The organism is Deltaproteobacteria bacterium (assembly GCA_020845895.1).
Lineage (GTDB): Bacteria > Lernaellota > Lernaellaia > JACKCT01 > JACKCT01 > JADLEX01.
On record JADLEX010000125.1, the window covers coordinates 42,532 to 60,884 of the forward strand.

The 18,353-nt window shown below is 63.1% G+C and carries 13 protein-coding genes; 1 reads left to right on the forward strand and 12 read right to left on the reverse strand.

Features of this window, described 5'->3' with window-relative positions:
* Window positions 1–29 precede the first annotated feature (29 nt).
* The 7 genes from IT350_17155 to IT350_17185 all read right to left on the reverse strand — a co-directional run bounded on the left by IT350_17155 (window position 30) and on the right by IT350_17185 (window position 9,445).
* The gene (locus tag IT350_17155) at window positions 30–614 is read right to left on the reverse strand and encodes a hypothetical protein (GenBank protein ID MCC6159784.1); all 585 of its coding nucleotides are present in this window, start codon (window positions 612–614) and stop codon (window positions 30–32) included.
* 236 nt (window positions 615–850) lie between these two features.
* A complete protein-coding gene (locus IT350_17160; GenBank protein MCC6159785.1) occupies window positions 851–3,442 on the reverse strand; it encodes a DEAD/DEAH box helicase family protein in 2,592 nt (863 codons plus the stop codon).
* Window positions 3,443–3,446: 4 nt separating this feature from the next.
* Window positions 3,447–5,300, reverse strand: coding sequence for a site-specific DNA-methyltransferase (locus IT350_17165; protein MCC6159786.1), 1,854 nt, complete (start codon window positions 5,298–5,300; stop codon window positions 3,447–3,449).
* Between the two features lie 234 nt (window positions 5,301–5,534).
* On the reverse strand, window positions 5,535–5,921 hold the full coding sequence (locus IT350_17170; protein ID MCC6159787.1) for a hypothetical protein: 387 nt from the start codon (window positions 5,919–5,921) through the stop codon (window positions 5,535–5,537).
* 151 nt (window positions 5,922–6,072) lie between these two features.
* Entirely contained in the window at window positions 6,073–8,508 is a 2,436-nt protein-coding gene (locus IT350_17175) for a penicillin acylase family protein (GenBank protein MCC6159788.1), read from the reverse strand.
* A 70-nt stretch (window positions 8,509–8,578) separates the two neighbouring features.
* Entirely contained in the window at window positions 8,579–8,845 is a 267-nt protein-coding gene (locus tag IT350_17180; protein ID MCC6159789.1) for a hypothetical protein, read from the reverse strand.
* Window positions 8,846–8,908: 63 nt separating this feature from the next.
* Window positions 8,909–9,445 carry a hypothetical protein gene (locus IT350_17185; GenBank protein MCC6159790.1) on the reverse strand — a complete coding sequence of 179 codons (537 nt, stop codon included), beginning with the start codon at window positions 9,443–9,445 and terminating at the stop codon, window positions 8,909–8,911.
* A 137-nt stretch (window positions 9,446–9,582) separates the two neighbouring features.
* On the opposite strand from IT350_17185, the gene IT350_17190 reads away from it, so the two are divergent.
* Window positions 9,583–10,797 (forward strand): DegT/DnrJ/EryC1/StrS family aminotransferase, encoded by a 1,215-nt coding sequence (locus tag IT350_17190; protein MCC6159791.1) that lies wholly within the window; start codon window positions 9,583–9,585, stop codon window positions 10,795–10,797.
* Between the two features lie 16 nt (window positions 10,798–10,813).
* On the opposite strand, the gene IT350_17195 is transcribed toward IT350_17190, so the two are convergent.
* From IT350_17195 to IT350_17215, 5 genes are all read right to left on the reverse strand, one after another.
* On the reverse strand, window positions 10,814–12,964 hold the full coding sequence (locus IT350_17195; GenBank protein MCC6159792.1) for a hypothetical protein: 2,151 nt from the start codon (window positions 12,962–12,964) through the stop codon (window positions 10,814–10,816).
* Between the two features lie 92 nt (window positions 12,965–13,056).
* Complete coding sequence (gene trmFO / locus IT350_17200; GenBank protein ID MCC6159793.1) at window positions 13,057–14,382, reverse strand: methylenetetrahydrofolate--tRNA-(uracil(54)-C(5))-methyltransferase (FADH(2)-oxidizing) TrmFO; 1,326 nt, start codon at window positions 14,380–14,382, stop codon at window positions 13,057–13,059.
* Window positions 14,379–16,865 carry a type I DNA topoisomerase gene (gene topA, locus IT350_17205; protein ID MCC6159794.1) on the reverse strand — a complete coding sequence of 829 codons (2,487 nt, stop codon included), beginning with the start codon at window positions 16,863–16,865 and terminating at the stop codon, window positions 14,379–14,381. Before topA ends, trmFO begins: the two co-directional genes overlap by 4 nt.
* 55 nt (window positions 16,866–16,920) lie before the next feature.
* Window positions 16,921–18,057 carry a DNA-protecting protein DprA gene (gene dprA / locus IT350_17210; GenBank protein MCC6159795.1) on the reverse strand — a complete coding sequence of 379 codons (1,137 nt, stop codon included), beginning with the start codon at window positions 18,055–18,057 and terminating at the stop codon, window positions 16,921–16,923.
* Between the two features lie 22 nt (window positions 18,058–18,079).
* Window positions 18,080–18,331 carry a type II toxin-antitoxin system Phd/YefM family antitoxin gene (locus tag IT350_17215; GenBank protein ID MCC6159796.1) on the reverse strand — a complete coding sequence of 84 codons (252 nt, stop codon included), beginning with the start codon at window positions 18,329–18,331 and terminating at the stop codon, window positions 18,080–18,082.
* Between the last annotated feature and the right edge of the window lie 22 nt (window positions 18,332–18,353).

An 18,353-nucleotide genomic window follows, 5' to 3' on the forward strand; every position in this document is an offset into this window, starting at 1 on the left:
CGCCTGCAAAGCGCGAACGATTTCCCCAACTATTCCGAACGCACCGCGTGCGTCACCAGCAGCGGACCGAGCCCGGCCATGACGCGCGCCTTGATCCACATCTTCGCCGGCGTCATCACCGGCGGGCGTTTGTAGACTTTACGCAGCAGTGCGATCGGCAGCACGTAGGTCTGCACGATGTTGAGTGCGCGAGAGATGCGCATGCCGTCGGCGACGTTGCCGTGGACGACGAAGCGCCGCTGGATGACGGCGGTGTGCGTGCCGAGCTGCGCCGTGAACGAAAGCACGGCGTCGTCGAGGCTCTTGAACAAAATCTTGATACCCGCGTCGGGCACGTCGCGCAGGCCGAGGTAACGCACCCGCCCGCCCTCGTTCTTCACGGCCATGTACGGGCCCGCGGGCAGCACGCCCATGACGAAGATGAGGCCGTCGTCCCAGTCGGCCAGCTCGGCCTGCAACTCGGGACACCAGCGCGAGACGAGCTCGAACGCCGCGCCCACGGCGGCCAGCGAACTGGTGACGACGACGGACTTGAGCGCGTGGCCGTCGGCGACCGACGACATGGTTTGCGCAAGACGCGCCCCGGGCGCTCCCACCACGGATTCGACAGACATGAAAAGACTCCAACCCCGCACGTGCAGGCAATCATGTTACACGCCCGGCGGGCGGAGTCCAGAGAAAAACGAAGCGCGATCTGCCGTGCGCCCCGTCGGTGGTCCCGTCGAGCAGAATCGGTTTGCCGTCGAGAGGTCTGCGGCGAAGCCGGGACGGCTCGTGATCTCGAGGCACCAAAGTTTTGGCGAAGGTGGCTCATCGATCTTCGCGGCGCAAATTCGCCGACTCCGGGCGCTCATAGATGGTCGGGCAGGTCCATTTTCCAATCGCTCATGAGGATCAAAATGCCTTCAACGATCTCGCCGTTGTTGACCAGCTCCAATTCGCCGACCGGCGTAACGTCGTCCCACTGAAAATGGTTCGAAAGGAACGACAACGTCTCGCGTTTGTAGGCCGTGTCAAGATTGTCGAGCTGATCACCTTTGGTCTCCAGCACCGTGATCCGCCTGGTCCCGCCTTCCCGCTGCACCGCAAAGATAAAGTCCGGATAGATTTTGGCTTTTTTCCACCCCTGAATGCCGTACTGGGTCCGTGCGACATTGCGGTGCCACCAAGCCAGCGTTTGTTCGCCATCGAGGTACACGGCCACATCCCGCTCGTCGGGATTCATCTCGTTTTCGTAGATCGGTGAGAAGAGGCTCTTTTCGAGTGGACCGCCCGCCCGGTTCAAGAGTTGGCGTGCGTTCTCCGGTTCTGTTGTCTCGATGCTGAAAGGCATCCTCCAGTTGCGACCGTCGAGCCGGAGGCGGAACTGAATCCGCCCGGCGGCGACTTCGGCCTTGAACAGCTCTTCGGCGCGCGCGTTGCGCGCGGCATCGAGCCCTTTGCGCAACTCTTCGACAATCAGGCTGGCGAGCCGGCCGATCTTGACATCATCGAAACCTCGCGCCCCGAGTGTCGCGACCATCGCCCCGACAATCTCGCGCCCGACGAAAGGATTCAGAACAATGTCGGATATCATCCGGACAGCATGGGACGGATCGAAGGCGAGGGTCTCCGCGTTCGCTGCCACCGTTTCGCCGATGAACAGCTCGTCGCCGTCATCCGCGAGCCTGATCCTCTGTAGCTGACTCTCCGCCGCCTGTGCGTTCTCCGGAACACGCTCCGCGATTTCCCGGGGATCAAAACCCCGCCAATCGACAGCACTGAGCACATCCGTCTCGTAGTCCAACTCGCGCGCCTCGCCGTTCTCCACCACCATGACCTTGGGCAGGTAGATTTTAGTGGCGGCAAGAGCGGGGCGTCGCTTGATCGAACGGGCCGTCTTGCCTATCCCGCTCATATCGCCCTGCGTCACGCGTAGAACCAGATCGCCGAGACCGTCCTGTTCAAGACCTTCTTTGACCGCACCGACAACAGACGCAGTATCGGCATGGTGCGTGATGACGTGGCATTCATCAAGCGTGTCCACGCCCGTCTTGAGCGCGCCGGGTTGCCGAAGAATGCGGCCGACGAGTTGCGTCATGGCTTTCAGGTTGGCGCTGGCCGCAAGGCTGCACAGCACATAGGCGAAAGGACAGTCCCAACCTTCCTGAAGAGCCTGCTTCGTGATGATCGCACGGACGCGATTCGTCGACGACAAAAGGTCTTGGTTCTCGGGATCGTTCAGGTCGTTTTGCTCTGCGGTTTTAATCGCGATTTCCGCCTGATCGAAACCGGCCGTCAGGAGCCAGTCCTTGACGTGTTCGGCATGGATGTGGTCGCTCCCGCGTTGACTCTCGCCCGTTCGCTCGACTTGGATCAACATGATTGGCCGGATGTAGCGGTTCGTGTCGGCGCGCAATTTCCGGGCATCGGCATCGAGAGCGTTAAGCTTGCTCAGCGCCTCATTCAGCGTTGCCTTCCAGTCAGTGCCCTGCCGGGGATTGAGGTTGAGCGGCATTTTGATCATGCCTTCCCGGTCCAGTTCGCGCCCCGTCACCTCAACGAGCACGTTGGCGTAGCGGCCTTCACGCGGACTGCGTCCACCGCGCGGCTGCACGTCTTGCGGCGTGGCCGTTAGTTCCAGCACAAAGCAGGGATTGAAGCCGTAAAGCGTACCGAATGCGAGATCGGAAATTGCCCGGTGCCCTTCATCCAGAACCACAACGGGTCGGATGCTCCGCAGGGCATTCCCAAGCGAATCCTTCACCATCGGAAATATGTCTCTGTAGGCGTCGAGATTCGGTGTGCGTTCTATCGCGGCCCTGTGCGCTTGTTGCTCGCCTTCAGGCGGAAAGAAGCCGTGAACGTCGCCGCGGTCCTGAAACATCTTGAGGGTTTCCTGCGTCACGCGATTCGCGGATTGCAGCATCAGCAGCATGATGCAGAGGTGTGTCTCCACGTCCCGCGCATCGAGCCGGTCCGCCTTTTCCATGATCTTCACGCGACCCGCCGCTGCACGGTCGAGCGCCTGTCGGTAGGGGTGCTGGCGATCCTTCAGGTGCTTGAGCGTCTGCGTATAGATGGCCTCGTTCGGCACGATCCACAGGACGAAGCCGGTGTTCCGGTTGAGATAGCGGCCCAACATCCGAGAGACGGCCGAAACGGCAAGCCATGTCTTGCCGCCGCCGGTCGGCACCTTGAGCAACGCATTGGGCACGGGCCTGTTGCATCCGTCCATGCGCGGCGAAAAAGGAATTTCCGCACGAGAGTTGGGGAGTCGCCCCGCCGCCTTCAGCCCGTCCCAAGCTTCCTTGGCGAAATCCGGGATGGCAAGGCCGAGGTCCGGGTCTTCCGCCGCAAGCGCGGCAACCTTGTCCGCGCGTGCCTTTTTTTCTTTCAGAAGATCAAGGTAGGCTTCGAGCGTCGAGATCACGCGGTCTTGATAGTCGAGCCGGCGAAACACCGCGTCAGCTCCGTTCAATCCGGTAGAGCGCGAAGGGCAGCGGGACGAATTCAACAGGGATATTCTGTTCCGCCAGCATCTTCTGGCTCACGAACCGCGCCGGGGCGAAAACCAAGTGGCGTTTCTCACCGTCGAACGCGGCGAAAGCTTTGGCGCGCGTAAGCGTCAGCGCCGCCTCCGGCGATTTCAGCCATTCGAGATCGGGCTTGTAGATCAGCCAGACATGCTGGCCTTCTGTCGAGCCGAGGTAGAAGTCGTCTTCCCGAATCGCAGCGGGATCGAGCGCATGGTTGGTGGCCATGTGGAATAATGCCGCGCCGAGACCGGCATAGGGCGGCAGGGCTTCCCCGCTCAACACCTTGTCCAGTTCGACGGGATCGCCGAGCGTGCAGTAGGTGAAGGAGCCGCCTAGTCCTTCCGCGTGTTCCGCAACTGTCTTTTCGCCAGTGACAATCAGCTCGCCGTCTTTCACCTCTTTCTTGATATGGTCGTATTCGTGGCTGTGGAGGTTCTCGATGCCTTCGACCGTGTGGACCAGCGTACCGGCGTTGCGAAGCGTGCTCCAATTCAGGCGCTTTCGCAGCAGCTCTGTCCGCTGTATGCCATTGAACTCGTAGCCATCGATGACGCGGCGAACACGTTCTGCCGTTAAGTTGTCGGCGTAATCTTCCATCTCGACTAAGATAAAACGGCGGTTACCGCCGTCATGTTTATTGGCTTCGAGGACGGCGTGGGCGGTTGTTCCAGAACCGGCGAATGAATCCAATATCAGTGCGTCATCCGAGGTTGCGATGCTCAAAACATCCTCAAGAAGACCCAAAGGTTTGGGAAAAGGAAACAAACCAGCCAGCCCCAGCCTTCCAAGCTCAACAGTCCCTTGTTCTGTTATATGTTTGTTTTCGGCCCAAATGGTTTTGGCTTTAATCGACTCTTTTCTGTATTTTTCAAAAATTCTCCATTCTCCGGATCGTGTTTTAGATGCAAATAGGAATTCAGTTGAATTACTTTGTGTTTTATTTCTGCTCCTTTCTTTTCCCCACCGCCAGCAACTTTCACCGCCTGAGCTGTTCATAGGCAGAACCTCTTCCGCCCCATCTAGGCGATCGATGGAGACTATATGGTGTCCATTGTCGTCGGAAAAGCCATCCTTCACGTAGAATGGATAAAAAAGATTTGACCTGTTGTGACGACCATACTTAGGATTTCGATTTCTCAATTCGCGAGCAGAGAAGATCCCAAAACTGTCTTTCATAGGAAGGTTATTGCCATCGGTGTCAATCTCATGTAGTGCCGAAAATTGCGTCTTTCCATAAACAATTATGTACTCATGTGTTTTTGCAATTTCTTTGTAGGTCTGTCCGCGCTTGTTTGATTGGGTGACAATTTTGCAAATAAAAAGATTCTCTCCAAATACCTCGTCAAGTATTTCGCGAGCGCGATGTATCTCGTTGTCATCCAATGTGATCCAAATAGTACCTTCGTCGCTCAGCAGTTCATGAAGAAGTCGCAGCCTAGGCCACATCATCGTACACCACTTATCATGGCGAAGGCCATCTTCGATGCCGACGGGGTTGGCTGCCAACCATTCGCGGATCATCGGGGCATTGACGTTGTCGTTATAGCACCAGCCCTCATTGCCGGTGTTGTAGGGAGGGTCGATAAAGATGCAGTCCACTTTTCCCGCATAGAGCGGCAAGAGCGCCTTCAGGGCGTGGAGATTGTCGCCGTGAATGACCAAGTTGCCGTCGAGGGCGACGGGGCCGATGCCTTTGTCTTCTTGGGGAACGAGCGGACGGAAAGGAACCGCCAGATGGTGATTATAGACAAACTCCTTGCCCTTGAAATTCAGCTCCGTCATGCCGGACCCTTCCTCAAGCCGTCTCACGCAACGGGCGGTCTTTTCGCGTTTGCCGTTTATAGAACGAGATCAACCGAAATTCAAACCGACCGGGAGTGCTGCGAGATGCTAGAAGGGGCAAGTCCCGAATTTGCCGGGGACACGATGCCGAGCAGGCCGATCGACCGCGATCGGGAAGCAAAGCGGCCGGCTCAAACCGACCGCTTCGTATCGTTCCGAAAAAGGATGTGTGCGTTAGACGCAGAAGTTCGTGAAGCACTCGGTGCCGCAGGGGCTGAACTCTTCGCACGAGCCGCCCGCGTTGTAGGCGTCGCCGCACGCACACAGGCAGTCGGTGTAGCCTTCGGCGCACGACTCCCAGTAGCTTTCCGAGAAGCCCATGCACTCGTCCACGCTCGCGAACCCGTCGCACTCGACGGTGATTTCGCACATCGATTCGGGCGTGCACGCGGCATCGTCGTCATCGGCCGCGTCGTCATCCGCGTCGTCATCCGTGTCGTCGTCGGCGTCGTCATCGGCCGCATCGTCATCATCGTCGTCATCGTCGTCGCCGCAGGCGACCACGCTACCCGCCGCCAACATCAGCGACGCGGTGAGCAGGAGCATCCAGAACGCTTTCATGTCGCACCTCCAAATTTGGCTCGCGCCATCGTGAAAGGGCGCGTTTACCCGAACGCGGCGCGTTTGAAAAGGGCGAGACCCTCACCCCGGCTCCCTTCGCTCACCACCCCTCTCCCGCCCGGCGGGAGAGGGGCCGGGGGTGAGGGCCGACTTATTTCGCCGGGCGCTTCAAAATCACCGTCGCCGCTTTGGCCGCGCGGGACAGATCTTCGTCGCGATGGAGCAGCGGGTAGTCGCCGCCTTCGTACCAGCCGAGCAGCAGGTTCGCGTAGGACGGATGCCGGCCGATCTCGGACTGCCCGCCGGGGATCGCGAAGCGCGCCTCGCCGGGAGCGGCCATGTCGATCGCGAAACGCAGCGACGAGTAGTTCGTCGCGTCGAACGAATGCCCGAGCCGGTAGGTGCCGCTCGACACCGTCGCCGCGTCGCCGCCGAAGGGCAGCGGCGGCAGCCGATAGAACTTGCCGATCGCCTTCGCCTCGGCGAGCGGATGCTCGAAATACAGCTTGTGCAGGTCGCCCCACGTCGCCGTGTCGAGCCGCGCGCCGAACATCTTGCGCAGGCGCGCCGCCGCGTCGGCGAGGGCGTCCTCGACCAATACGTCGCGTTCGAGCGCGCTGCCCCACCACACGGTTTTTTCGCGCGGGAGCGCGTCGGCCAGAATCGGGCCGAAGGGATCGCGCCAAAGGTACGCCCCGCGCGCGCCCGCGGGGATCTGCGCGGCGAGCCGCCGCTGGAAGCTGTCGAGAAAGACCTCCCAGTAGAGCGCCCCCGGCGAATCGGCACGCACGGCCTTTTTCCACGAGCGCAACGTGGCCAGGGCATCCTGCGCGTCGGGCGAACGCGGCGCGACGCCCAGCACGATCGGCAGCAGCTTGTCGGCCTGATTGCTGTGCAGATCGGACTGCGTCTCGCGCATGTCGGCGAGGGTGAGTTTGTCCTTGGCTTTGAGCTTTTCGACGATGCGGTCGTGGCGGTACGGCGCGGGATACGACGATGTGATCTTGTCCGCCGCCGCGTGGTCGGGCCGGTTGTTCGCCGTGACGATGATCCCCGATTTGGGATCGTACGCGCCGGGGCGCGCGTCGTGCGCCATCAGGCCCGTCCACTCCTGCGCCGAGGTGCGTCCGTCCTTGGGCAGCACGCCGGTGTAACCGGTGCGCTCGGGGATATCGCCCGTGACCGACCAGCCGATGTGCCCATCGACATCCGCGTACACAAGGTTGAGGGCAAGCGAGCCGAAGTCGCCCGCGAGCGCGGAAACGTCCTTTGCCGATTTCGCGTCGAAGAGGCCGAATCCCGCGTCGAGCACGCGCGTGCCTTCCCATCCGACCCAACGCATCGACACCGCCCATGTCGAGTCGGGCGCGAGCTCGCTGATGACCGGGCCGAACGCGGTCGCCCACGCGTCGCGCGTCACGATCTCGTCCTTCACCCGCGCGCGCAGCGCCCGCCGCGTCATGCCGTACGTCTTGCCGTCCTGCACGAAGGTCTTGCGCGCGCCGTCCACCTGCTCGAGGGCGAGGTCGATCGTGTCGGCGTGCACGGCGGTGACGCCCCACGCCACGCGACCGTTGTGGCCGGCGAGCGCTACCGGCACGCCCGGCGCGAACGCCCCCGCCACGGACCACTCCGGCGACTGCACGTGCGCGGCGAACCAGAAGGGCGGCATCGAGGTCGAGACGTGCGGATCATTCGCGAGCATCGGCTTGCCGCTCGCGGATTTCGACGGGCCGACGACCCAGTTGTTGCTCGCCGACAGCTCCGCGGTCAGGTGCCGCGAGCCCGCGATGAAACGCTGAAAGTGCTCCAGCCCTTTCAGGAAACGCACGCCGCCGAGCCGCCCGCGAAACGCGCGAACGTATTCGTACGCGTCCGGCGCGATCGCGACGTCGGGCGAAATGTAGTCGAGGATCTGCTCGATCGACATGCCGTCACGCAGTGCCGCCACCGCAAACGCCTCTTCCTGCAGATTCTGCGAAAGGCCGAACGAGAGCATCGCCGCGATCGCCGCGCTGTCCTCGGCGTTCCACATCCGGAAATGTTTGCCGCCGAGAAACGCGGGCACGGAGTACGGCGCGGACAACTCGCCCTCGCGTTCGCGGGCGAAGGCATTGATGCCGTCGGCGAAGGCGGAGAGCCGCGCCTTCGTTTCGGGGCTCGACGCCTCCAGGTGTCGGCGGCCCGTGTCGGCGAAGTCGAGCAGGCGCAGCCACAGATCGATCTCCACCGCGTCGAGCGTCGTTTCGCCCGACTCGTCACGCAGCGTGATCTCGGGACCGGTCAGCCCCGCGAGATCGCCGCGCGCGATACGCCGGTAAAGATCGAGCTGAAACAGCCGCGCCGAGGCCATCGCATAGCCGAGGCCGATCATCGCGTCGCGTTCGGACAGCGCGCGCACGTGCGGCACGTACCACTCGTCGTAGTCGATACGCACCTCGCCCGAGACGCCGGCGACCTCGACGATCTCCTCGCCCTCGCGCGGGAACCCGGCGCCGACCCACATGCGCGCGCAACCGCACGCCAGCGCGGCGACGAGAGCGACGAGGCATGCCGTCCGCGCCCGACTCCGCCAGAACATCTTCATGATTCGCCCCGATCGCAAAACGACATCCCGAAAAAACACAATCCGAATCGCCCGCGCGGACGGCGCACCGCTACGGCTTCGGCTTCGTCTTTGACGCCGGCGCGCGCATCGGCAGCGCGCGTCGAGTTGGCGGCGCGGCGGCCGGCTGCGGACGCATCGCGAACGCGTTGGCGTCGGCCTCTTCGCGCGAACCGATGGGCCTGCCGCACTTCCGGCAACGATAGTCGTAGAGATTCTTGCCCGGCAGCACGAGGAGCAACACCTCGCGCACCTCGGTCGCCGTCCGGCAGTGCGGACAGAAAAGCTGCGAAGCCTGAAAGTCGCGATACTGCGCCATGCGCCTATTGTAGGAAGTGACCGCGTTCTGTCGAGGCGGCTCGGGTCCGCGTCCGCGCGTTCGTCAGTCGCCGACGCTGCCGGGCTCGATGGTGCGTTCGAAGGTGCAGTCGCGCGACGACGAGTCGCAGCCCGCGCCCTGATAGAAGATGTCGTCCGAAAGCGCGCCCGAGATGGTGAGCGTTTCGGAATCGATCTTCACGCGGTAGTTCTGCACGTTGAACTTGGTGCAGTTGGTTCCCGCCGCGAAACTCTCGATCGCGGCCTTCACGACCACCGTGCCGTACACGTCCGCCTTGAACAGCTCCACCGCCTCGAGACCGCTGCCGGGGGTCGTGTAACGCACCCACGCGGTGCCCAGGTCATCGCTCTGCTCGATCTCGACGATCCAGTCCTCGCTCTCGCCCTCGTTCTCGGGCGTGCAGTCGTCCTTCACGATGGACATCACGGCGGGATAGACGCCCTCGATCTCCTCGCCGTAGGTCGGCTCCTTCTCATCGTCATCGTCGCCGCCGCTGCCGCCGGCGCATGCGGACACGACGAGGGAGGTCAGAATGAGCCCCAAGATTGCCCAAAAACCGAACGGGATCCCCCTTCGCATCGCATTCCTCCACGACCGGAGCGCACACCACATCTGGACGATCCCGCGATGCACGCACCTAGATATGGTGACGAATATGACGCGACCGGGAGAGCGTGTCAACGCGTGTATCAGCGCGCAATTCGGCTTGGTTGTTCATGAACGCGCCCGCGCGCGGCGCATTGCCGCGCCGTCGCGGTTTTGGTAGCGTCCGCGCCGTCCGCCTGGGAGGAATCGCCGTGGCCGAACCCGTGACCGCCGTCAAGTTTCTCGATCTCGCCGCGCAGTTCGCGCAGGTCGAAGCGCCGATCCGCGCGGCGATCGACGACATCCTCTCCACGCAGGGCTTTATCGGCGGACCGTACGTCGAGCACGCCGAGGCCGACGTGCTCGGCTATTGCGGCATGCCGGAGGGCGCGGCAATCGCGGTGTCGTCGGGCACCGACGCGCTGCTGGCCGTTCTGATGGCGATGGGCGTAGGCGCGGGCGACGAGGTCGTCACGACGCCGTACACGTTTTTCGCCACGGCGGGGGTTATCCACCGCGTCGGCGCGCGGCCCGTCTTCGTGGACATCGACCCCGTCACGTATAACATCGACGTTTCGCGCGTCGCCGCGGCGATCACCGAGCGCACCCGCGCCGTGATGCCCGTGCACCTGTTCGGGATGTGCGTGGACATGGACGCGCTCGAAGCCGCGTGCCGGAGCGTGCCGATCGTCGAGGACGCGGCGCAGTCGCTGGGCGCGCGCGACCGGGGCCGGCGCGCGGGTTCGATGGGGGTTGCGGGATGCTTCAGCTTCTACCCGGGTAAAAATCTCGGCGTGCTCGGCGACGGCGGCATGGTGGTGACGCGCGACCGCGAACTCGGCGAGGCGATCCGCCGCCTGCGCAACCACGGTCAGGCCGAGCTCTATCGCCACACGGCGGTGGGCGGCAATTTCCGGCTCGACGCCATCCATTGTGCGACGGTGAGCGCGAAGTTGCCGCATCTCGACCGCTGGAGCGCCGAGCGCGCGGCCAACGCGGCGCGCTACGACGCGCTTTTCCACGAGGCCGGGCTCGTCGGGCGCGGCGTGACGGCGCTGCCCGACGCCGCCGCGCCGGGCCACGTGTTCAATCAATATGTCATCCGCGCCGAGCGCCGCGACGAGCTGATGGCGCACCTGCGTGCGTCGGGCATCGGGGGCATGGTGTACTACCCGATTCCGCTGCACCGGCAGCCGTGTTTCGAGTATCTCGGTTATCGCGAGGGGGATTTTCCCGAGAGCGAACGCGCCGCGCGCGAGACGCTGGCCCTGCCGGTCTATCCGGAGATCCCGGCGACGCACCAGCAGCACGTCGTGGAGACGATCCAGTCGTTTTACGGGGCGTGACCCGGCGGTTCGCGCGTCAGGGTTCGTATTCGTCCGCACCGATGTCCATGGCCGCACCCTTGGGCCGCCGCGTGCCGTCGAAGTCGACCGGGAACCGATTCCACTCCTCGTTCCAGATCGGCGCGACCAGCGGGAAAAACGACATCGGGATGGGGGTGTAGACCCCCTCGTCGATCAGCGGACTGTCCGGACGCAGGCGCAAGTCGCCGTTTTCGGCATCGACGAAGAGGGGGTCGACTGAAATATCGGTTCCCGATCGGAAGTTTTGACTCGGTTGACCTTCCGGGATCTCGCGCTCTTCATCCATCCAATTCTTTAACTCGCCAGAATACATATTGTTATTTTCCTGTACAATGTTTTCGTAGTCAGAAAATGTCCACAAGGCGCTGCCCAACGAAGAAACAACGATGTTGTTGTTTATGATTTCGGCGTTGAGGTGACCATCGTATTTCGGCTGAAAAATCGAATCCGAAAATAGTTCAATCCCCGTAGCAGAGGTGCTTGCGCCTCTTACATAAATTGTGTTATCAATAATCGAGGCGTAGACGATGCCAATTGCATAATCAGAAACCTCAATTCCAGAAACAAGAGATAACATGGTGGAGTCTGATTCGACCGATATGGTGTTTTGTCGATGGAGTCCAAGCTCAAACGAATATATCCCACCACATTGTCCAAGTGCGAATCCCGATGCCAATTCCATGCAGCGAACACGGATCTCATTCCCAAAAGTTGCGCCAGCCTGGATGCCGATTCCTCCAGAGTTGCCTGTGTCGATATATATTTTGTTGTGAATGACTAACGGCCCAATATCATAAATAAAAAAATTTGGCGATCTTATGCCGCCAAAGCTATATGTTGCGTCTCCCGTCATGGAGATGTTGTTGTTTGCCACGATAGAGCGGCCTACGGGTGTCAGATATGAGTAAAAATAGGAATCAACAGCATGGGCGCTTGAAGAGTAAACATTCATATATATATCATTATCGACGATCATCGAGAGGGCCGACACTCGTATTCCGCGCGAAGAGGATGTTGTGTTCAGTGTGCCCGACACGGAATTTTGCGCAATCATCAAGCCGGGATTTGGAGCATCGAAACTTCCGACATCAATCCCAATGAAGTTTTCCGTTCCGCCCATTGTAATATGATTCCCCGTGACATGGACGAGTGAATTCGATGATGAAAGTCCTAAAAATCGCTCGACAATCGCTGGTTCGATGATGTTAGCGGCCACCCACACCACTTCGGATGCATTCACACTGATTCCATTGACCTCGTTGAAAGTCGCAGGTGCTTCTATCGTAAACCCATTCACCGCCATCGGACCGACCGCGCCATCCACGAGGATCGTCGTATCCGCCGCGACGGGCTCCACGCGCGTGGCGGGTGCGGTGTCGGACAGGTCGCGCGTCCATGTTCCGGCCTCGTATCCGCCGAAAATCGACACGGTCGTCACCACGTCTTCGTGATAGGTCCCCGTCGCCACGACCACACCGTCCGCGCTGCCGAGCGTCGCCGCCGCGATGCCCGCGTTGATCGTCTTCATCGGCAGAAGCGCCGTGCCGGGGTTCGCGTCGTCGCCGCCCGCGCCGTCCACATAAATCACGTTCAGCGAATTCGTCGCCACGTCGCCGTTCGCGCAGTCGTTGTCGATGCCGTCGTCGGGAAAATCGAACATGCCGGGATTCACCGCCGGGTCCGCGTCGTCGCAGTCGGTCGGCGTCATCGACCAGCCGTTCGGCAGCGGCATGCCCGCGCACATGAAGGTCTGCGTGCCGGGATACGTATCGTAGTCCGCGTCGCGGTAAACCGTGACGATCTCCCACTTATCGGGATCGTAGTCCCAACAGTCGTCGCCCGCCGGGCAGTTCTCGCCGTATCCGTCGCCGTCATAATCGACGCACCCGCCCGTGTCGTCATCCGCCGAATCGTCGTCGCCCGTATCGTCATCGGCGTCGTCATCGGTCGCGTCATCGTCGGATGCGTCGTCGTCCGCGAGATCGTCGTCGGAGGTATCGTCATCCGCCGTGGCCGCGTCATCATCGGCCGTCGCGCTCGACGACGAGTCGTCGTCATCGCCGCACCCCACGGGATTCATGCCCGCGAGCGCGCACAGCAGCAACAGCACGATCTCAACACGATGAACCAAGTCGCGATGCGTCATGACATACCCCGATCCGCGTTGGGGGAAAGTCAAATATGGATGATGTTAACACAGGTCGAACGCGGAATGAAAGAAATATTTCTACGGCGTCGTCAGCGCAGTACCGACAGACCCTTCGCCCACTCCTCGAAGTCCCGCGCGGCGCGTTCGACCTTCGCCGCGCGGCGCTCGGCCTTGCCCATCTTTCGCAACGTCTCTTCGATGCCGGGCAATATGCCGAGGTTTGCGTTCATCGGTAGATAGGGACGCGCGGGGGACGCAGTGACGTGGCCGTGCAGAGCGCCCATCAGCGTGGTGGGCGGCGGCGGCGGGATCTCGATCCCCCGCGCCTCGGCCACCGCGAACAGCGCCGCGAGCATGCCGCACGCCGCGCTCTCGGTATAACCCTCGACACCGGTGATCTGACCCGCGAGCCGTACATTCGGCCGCGCTTCGAGAGCGAGCGTCGGCGTCAGTACGCGCGGGCCGTCCACATATGTATTGCGATGCATGACCCCGAGGCGCAGGAACTCGGCGTTCGCGAGGCCGGGGATCATACGCAGCACGCGCTGCTGATCGCCCCACTTCATGCGCGTCTGAAATCCGACGAGGTTGTACGCCTCGCCATGCGCATCCTCGCGACGCAGTTGCACCACGGCGAAGGGCCGCCGCCCGGTGCGCGGATCGACGAGGCCGACGGGGCGCATGGGGCCGAAGGCGAGCGTCATCGGCCCGCGCGACGCGATCGACTCGATCGGCATGCACGCCTCGAAGACGCGGTCATCCTCGAAGTCGTGCGGCGCCACCTTTTCGGCGGCGACGAGGGCGGCGAAAAACGCTTCGTACTCCTCGCGCGTCATCGGGCAATTGAGATAGTCGGGATCGCCCTTGTCCCAGCGCCCCGCGGCGAAAACGACCTCGCGGTCGATGGTGTCCGCGGCGACGATGGGCGAGGTGGCGTCGAAGAAAAAGAGCCCGTCGCTCCCCGTCGCCTCGCGGATCGCGGCGGCGAGGCCGTCCGTCGTAAGCGGACCCGTCGCGACGATCGCGGGTTCGTCCGGCAACTCGCGGATCTCGGCGCACTCGACGCGCACGCCCTCATCGGCGAGAAGGCGCTCGGTCTCGCGGCTCATCGTCTCACGGTGAACGGCGAGGCTGCCGCCGGCGGGCACACGCGCGGCGTCGGCCGCGGGCAGGATCACCGAGCCCAAGCGGCGCATCTCGGCTTTGAGCTGGCCCGGCGCGGTCTCGGGGCGATTGGAGCCGAGCGAATTGGAGCAGACGAGTTCGGCGGGGCCATGGAGCTTGTGCGCGGGGGTCTTCGCCTCGGGTTTGATATCCACGAGACGCACCCGCAACCCGGTGCGCGCCGCGAGATGCGCGGCCTCGCAGCCCGCTAGACCCGCGCCGACCACGAGCAGGTCGTGGCCGGGCGTCATGAGGCGATCTGCGCGGCCCCGGGATCGGCGGAAACGAGCACGTGCCCGCACTTCGGGCAGCGCGTCTCGTGCGGCGAGCCCTCGGGCGCGCCCGTGGGGATGCGCTCGGCCACCCAGGCGTGCGCGCATTTCGGACACGGCGTGGGCACCGGGCGGTCGCCGGTCAGGAAGTCGCACGTGTTGCACGCCCAGAACGGCGTCTTTTTCGCGCCGCGCTTGCGGGGCAGGCGTTCGACGAGCGTGCCCTTGCAGTCCGGCGTCATGCACGAGAACCCGGTGTCGTAGGGCGCGGTGCCCTTGCACTTGGGGTATTTCGAGCACGACCAGAAATGCGAACCGTATCGCGAGACGCGCAGCACCATCTTCGACTGGCACTCACCGCACGCGGGGGCGTGCGCGTCGTGGACCTCGTAGCGCGGCTTGGCCTTGGGCGCCTTGAGGCTGACGATGTTCTTGCAGTCGGGGTAGCCCGAGCACGCGAGATACGGGCCCCAGCGCCCTTCGCGCTTGATCATCGGGCTGCCGCATTTTTCGCAGGCGACCTCGGTGGTCTCGTCTTCCACAACGACGATCTTGCCGTTTTCGTCTTTCTTGAAGTTCTTGGAGCTCTTGCAAGTCGGATAGTTGGAGCACGCGAGATACGCGCCGCCGCGCCCGAACTTGATGCCCATCGGGTGGCCGCACTTCTCGCACGCGATGTCCGTCGCCTGGCCCTTGAGCTTGAAGTCCTTGAGGTGCTCCTGCGCGTTGTGCAGGGTCTTTTCGAAGGGATTGTAGAACTCGTGGAGCAGGGCGGTGTACGCCATGCGCCCTTCCTCGACCTCGTCAAGGTGCTCTTCCATCGACGCGGTGAAGCCCACGTCGAGCACGACGGGGAACGCGTCGATGAGCAGCCGCGTCACCACCTCGCCGAGCGGCGTCGGGTGCAGCGCGCCGCTGATTTTTTCGACGTACCCCTTGTCCTGGATCGTCGTCATGATCGACGCGTAGGTGGACGGGCGACCGATGCCCAGCTCCTCGAGCTCGCGGATCAGCGCGGCCTCGGAGAAACGCGGCGGGGGCTGCGTGAAGCGCTGCTCGGTGCGCACTTCGCGGCCGGCGAGTTCGTCACCAATCGCGAGCGTCGGCAGCACGACGCGGGGGGCCGCTCCGTCGGTCGCGCGGCGGTGGAACTGGTCGTCTTCCTCTTCAGTGCGCCGGTCGGCTTCGATGTCGCCGCCGTCACGCCAGGCGCGCATGTAACCCGCGAAGGTCTCCTCGGTCGTGGTGACGGCCAGGACGTAGGTTCCGTTTTCGACCTCGACGGTCTTTTGCGACAGTTCCGCGGGCACCATCTGGCTCGCGATGAACCGCCGCCAGATCAGGCGGTAGAGCCGGAACTGCTCAGGCTTGAGATGCCCTTCGAGCTTCTCGGGCGGCAGGTCGATGCGCGTGGGGCGAATCGCCTCGTGCGCTTCCTGCGCACCTTTTCCACTTTTATAGAAGTTGGGTTTTTCCGGCAGATACCGCTCGCCCCACGTCTCGCGGATGTACTCCGCGGCGGCGGCCTGCGCCTCGGGGGCGATGCGCACGGCGTCGGTACGCATGTAGGTGATGAGTCCCTCGGGCCCTTCGCCGGTGACGTCCACGCCCTCGTAGAGCTGCTGCGCCACGGCCATCGTCTGCTTGGGCGACATGCGAAGCTGCCCGCTCGCCGCCTGCTGCAATGTGCTCGTGATGAAGGGCGGGCTGGGCTTGCGCTGCGTGGTCTTGGTCTGGATGTCCAGAACGCGGAATTTGCCCGCCACGAGCGCGGCGCGCACGGCCTCGGCGTCCTTCGCGTTGTCGATCTCGGCCTTCTTGTCGCCGATACGCACCAGCTTGACCGCGAACGGCGCGGTTTCGCCTTTTTGCACGTCGGCGTCGATGACCCAGTATTCGCGGGGCGTGAAGGCTCGGATCTTCTCTTCGCGTTCGAGCACCACGCGCACGGCGACGCTCTGCACGCGCCCGGCCGACAGGCCGTATTTCACCTTTTTCCAGAGGAAGGGCGACAGGTTGTATCCGACGAGGCGGTCGAGAATGCGCCGGGCCTGCTGGCTGTTGAACCTGTTTTCGTCGAGCTTCATCGGGTGCTTGAGGGCTTCCAGTACCGCGCGCTTGGTAATCTCGTTGAACATGACGCGCTGGACCGTCTTGCCCTTCGCTCCGATGGCCTGCGCGACGTGCCAGGCGATGGCCTCTCCCTCGCGGTCGGGGTCGGGGGCGAGCAGGATGACGTCCGCCTTTTTCGCGGCGTCCTTGAGTTCTTTGAGCACCTTTTCCTTGCCGGGGATGGTGACGTACTTGACCGCGAAGTCTTTCGCGACGTCGACGCCGAGGTCCGACGTGGGCAGGTCGCGGACGTGGCCCACGCTCGCCTTCACGTCGTAACCCGTGCCCAGATACTTCTTCAGCGTCTTCGCCTTGGCCGGCGACTCGACGATGAGCAGGGTCTGGCTCATGCGCTCTCCGTTTTTGCGGAACCCTCGGGCTCCCGACGATGGGTCGTCCACGAACCTAGAGGTTCAGGACGTAATGGCCTCCGGGCCGCGCCCGGATCGCACCGCGCAGTTCCAATTCCAGCAGGATGGTCAGCAGACGCTGCGCGGGAAGGCCCGTCGCTCCGGCGAGATCGTCGATGTGCCGGGGCTCCAAAGAGAGGGCTTCTAACACACAAGCGGGTTCCCCTGTCAAGCCGAATGAGCGCTTATGATGTTCCGCATCGATCCGGGGAGGGGTCGGAACGCGCTCGCGGCGCGCGAATTCGGGCAGGATCTGCGCGATCACGTCCATCGCTTCGGTGACGGGCGGCGCACCGTCGCGGATGAGCGCGTTGGTGCCCCGCGACGCGGGCGAGTCGATGGGGCCGGGCAGGGCGAAAACGGGTTTTCCCTGTCGGTTCGCGTAATCGACCGTGTGTAAGGTGCCCGATTTCTCACCGGCTTCGATCACCACCACGCCCATGGAGAGGCCCGAGATCAACCGGTTGCGTCGGGGAAAGTTCTGCGGAAAGGACTGCATGCCCGGAAAAAACTCCGTCATCACCGCGCCGCGCCCGTCGGCGATCATCCGCGCGAGCCCGGCGTTGGAGCGCGGCGTGATGTTGTCGATGCCCGATCCCAGCACGGCCAGCGTGCGTCCATCCGGCGCGGCGAGCGCGCCTTCGTGGCAGGCGGTGTCGATGCCGAGCGCGAGACCCGACACCACGGCGAGCGACGCCCCCGCGAACTCGCGGGCGAGGGATCGGGCCGTGCGCAAGCCGTAGTCCGTGGGGTTTCGCGTGCCGACCATGGCGACGGCCAGATGATCCTCGCCCTGCCATTCGCCGAGCACATAAAGCAGGAGCGGGGCGTCATCGAGCGCGCGCAGGGGAGTGGGGTAGTCGTCGTCGTCGATCGAAATCACCCGCGCGCCGATGGCCGCGAGCGTGGACTTCGCCGCCGCGACGCGGTCCCACTCGTCGAAACCCACGATCGCCCGGGCCGCGCCGGCGGGTGCACCCGCCTCGACGAGCAGATCGACGGGCTGGCCAAAGACGTGCTCGGCGGAACCGAACGCCGCGATCAGCCGCCGCGCCGTGACCGGCCCCACGCCCTTTGCGTCGAGCGCCGAGAGCGCGAGTCGGTGGTCATTGGCGGCGTTCGGTGCGGGCATGGCTGGATTCTACTTCATTCGATCAAACGTCCGGTTTCCAGCTTTGGGACCAGTCGATATGCGCCAATTCCTCTGGGTCCCCCTTGACTACGCCGTCGCGGCGCGTCCATTCGATCACCTTTTTTGATGGGCTTTCGGGACCGCCTGACTGATCCGCGACCATGATCTTCAGTCGCCTGCCTTTACGACGAATTTCGATCGGCTCGCCGGTCGCAGCGACTTGGTCGAGGAGTTCATCGAGATGGCTGAGCAAGAACTTCACGCTGCATTTCATCGAAAACACCCCGTTTCATGTC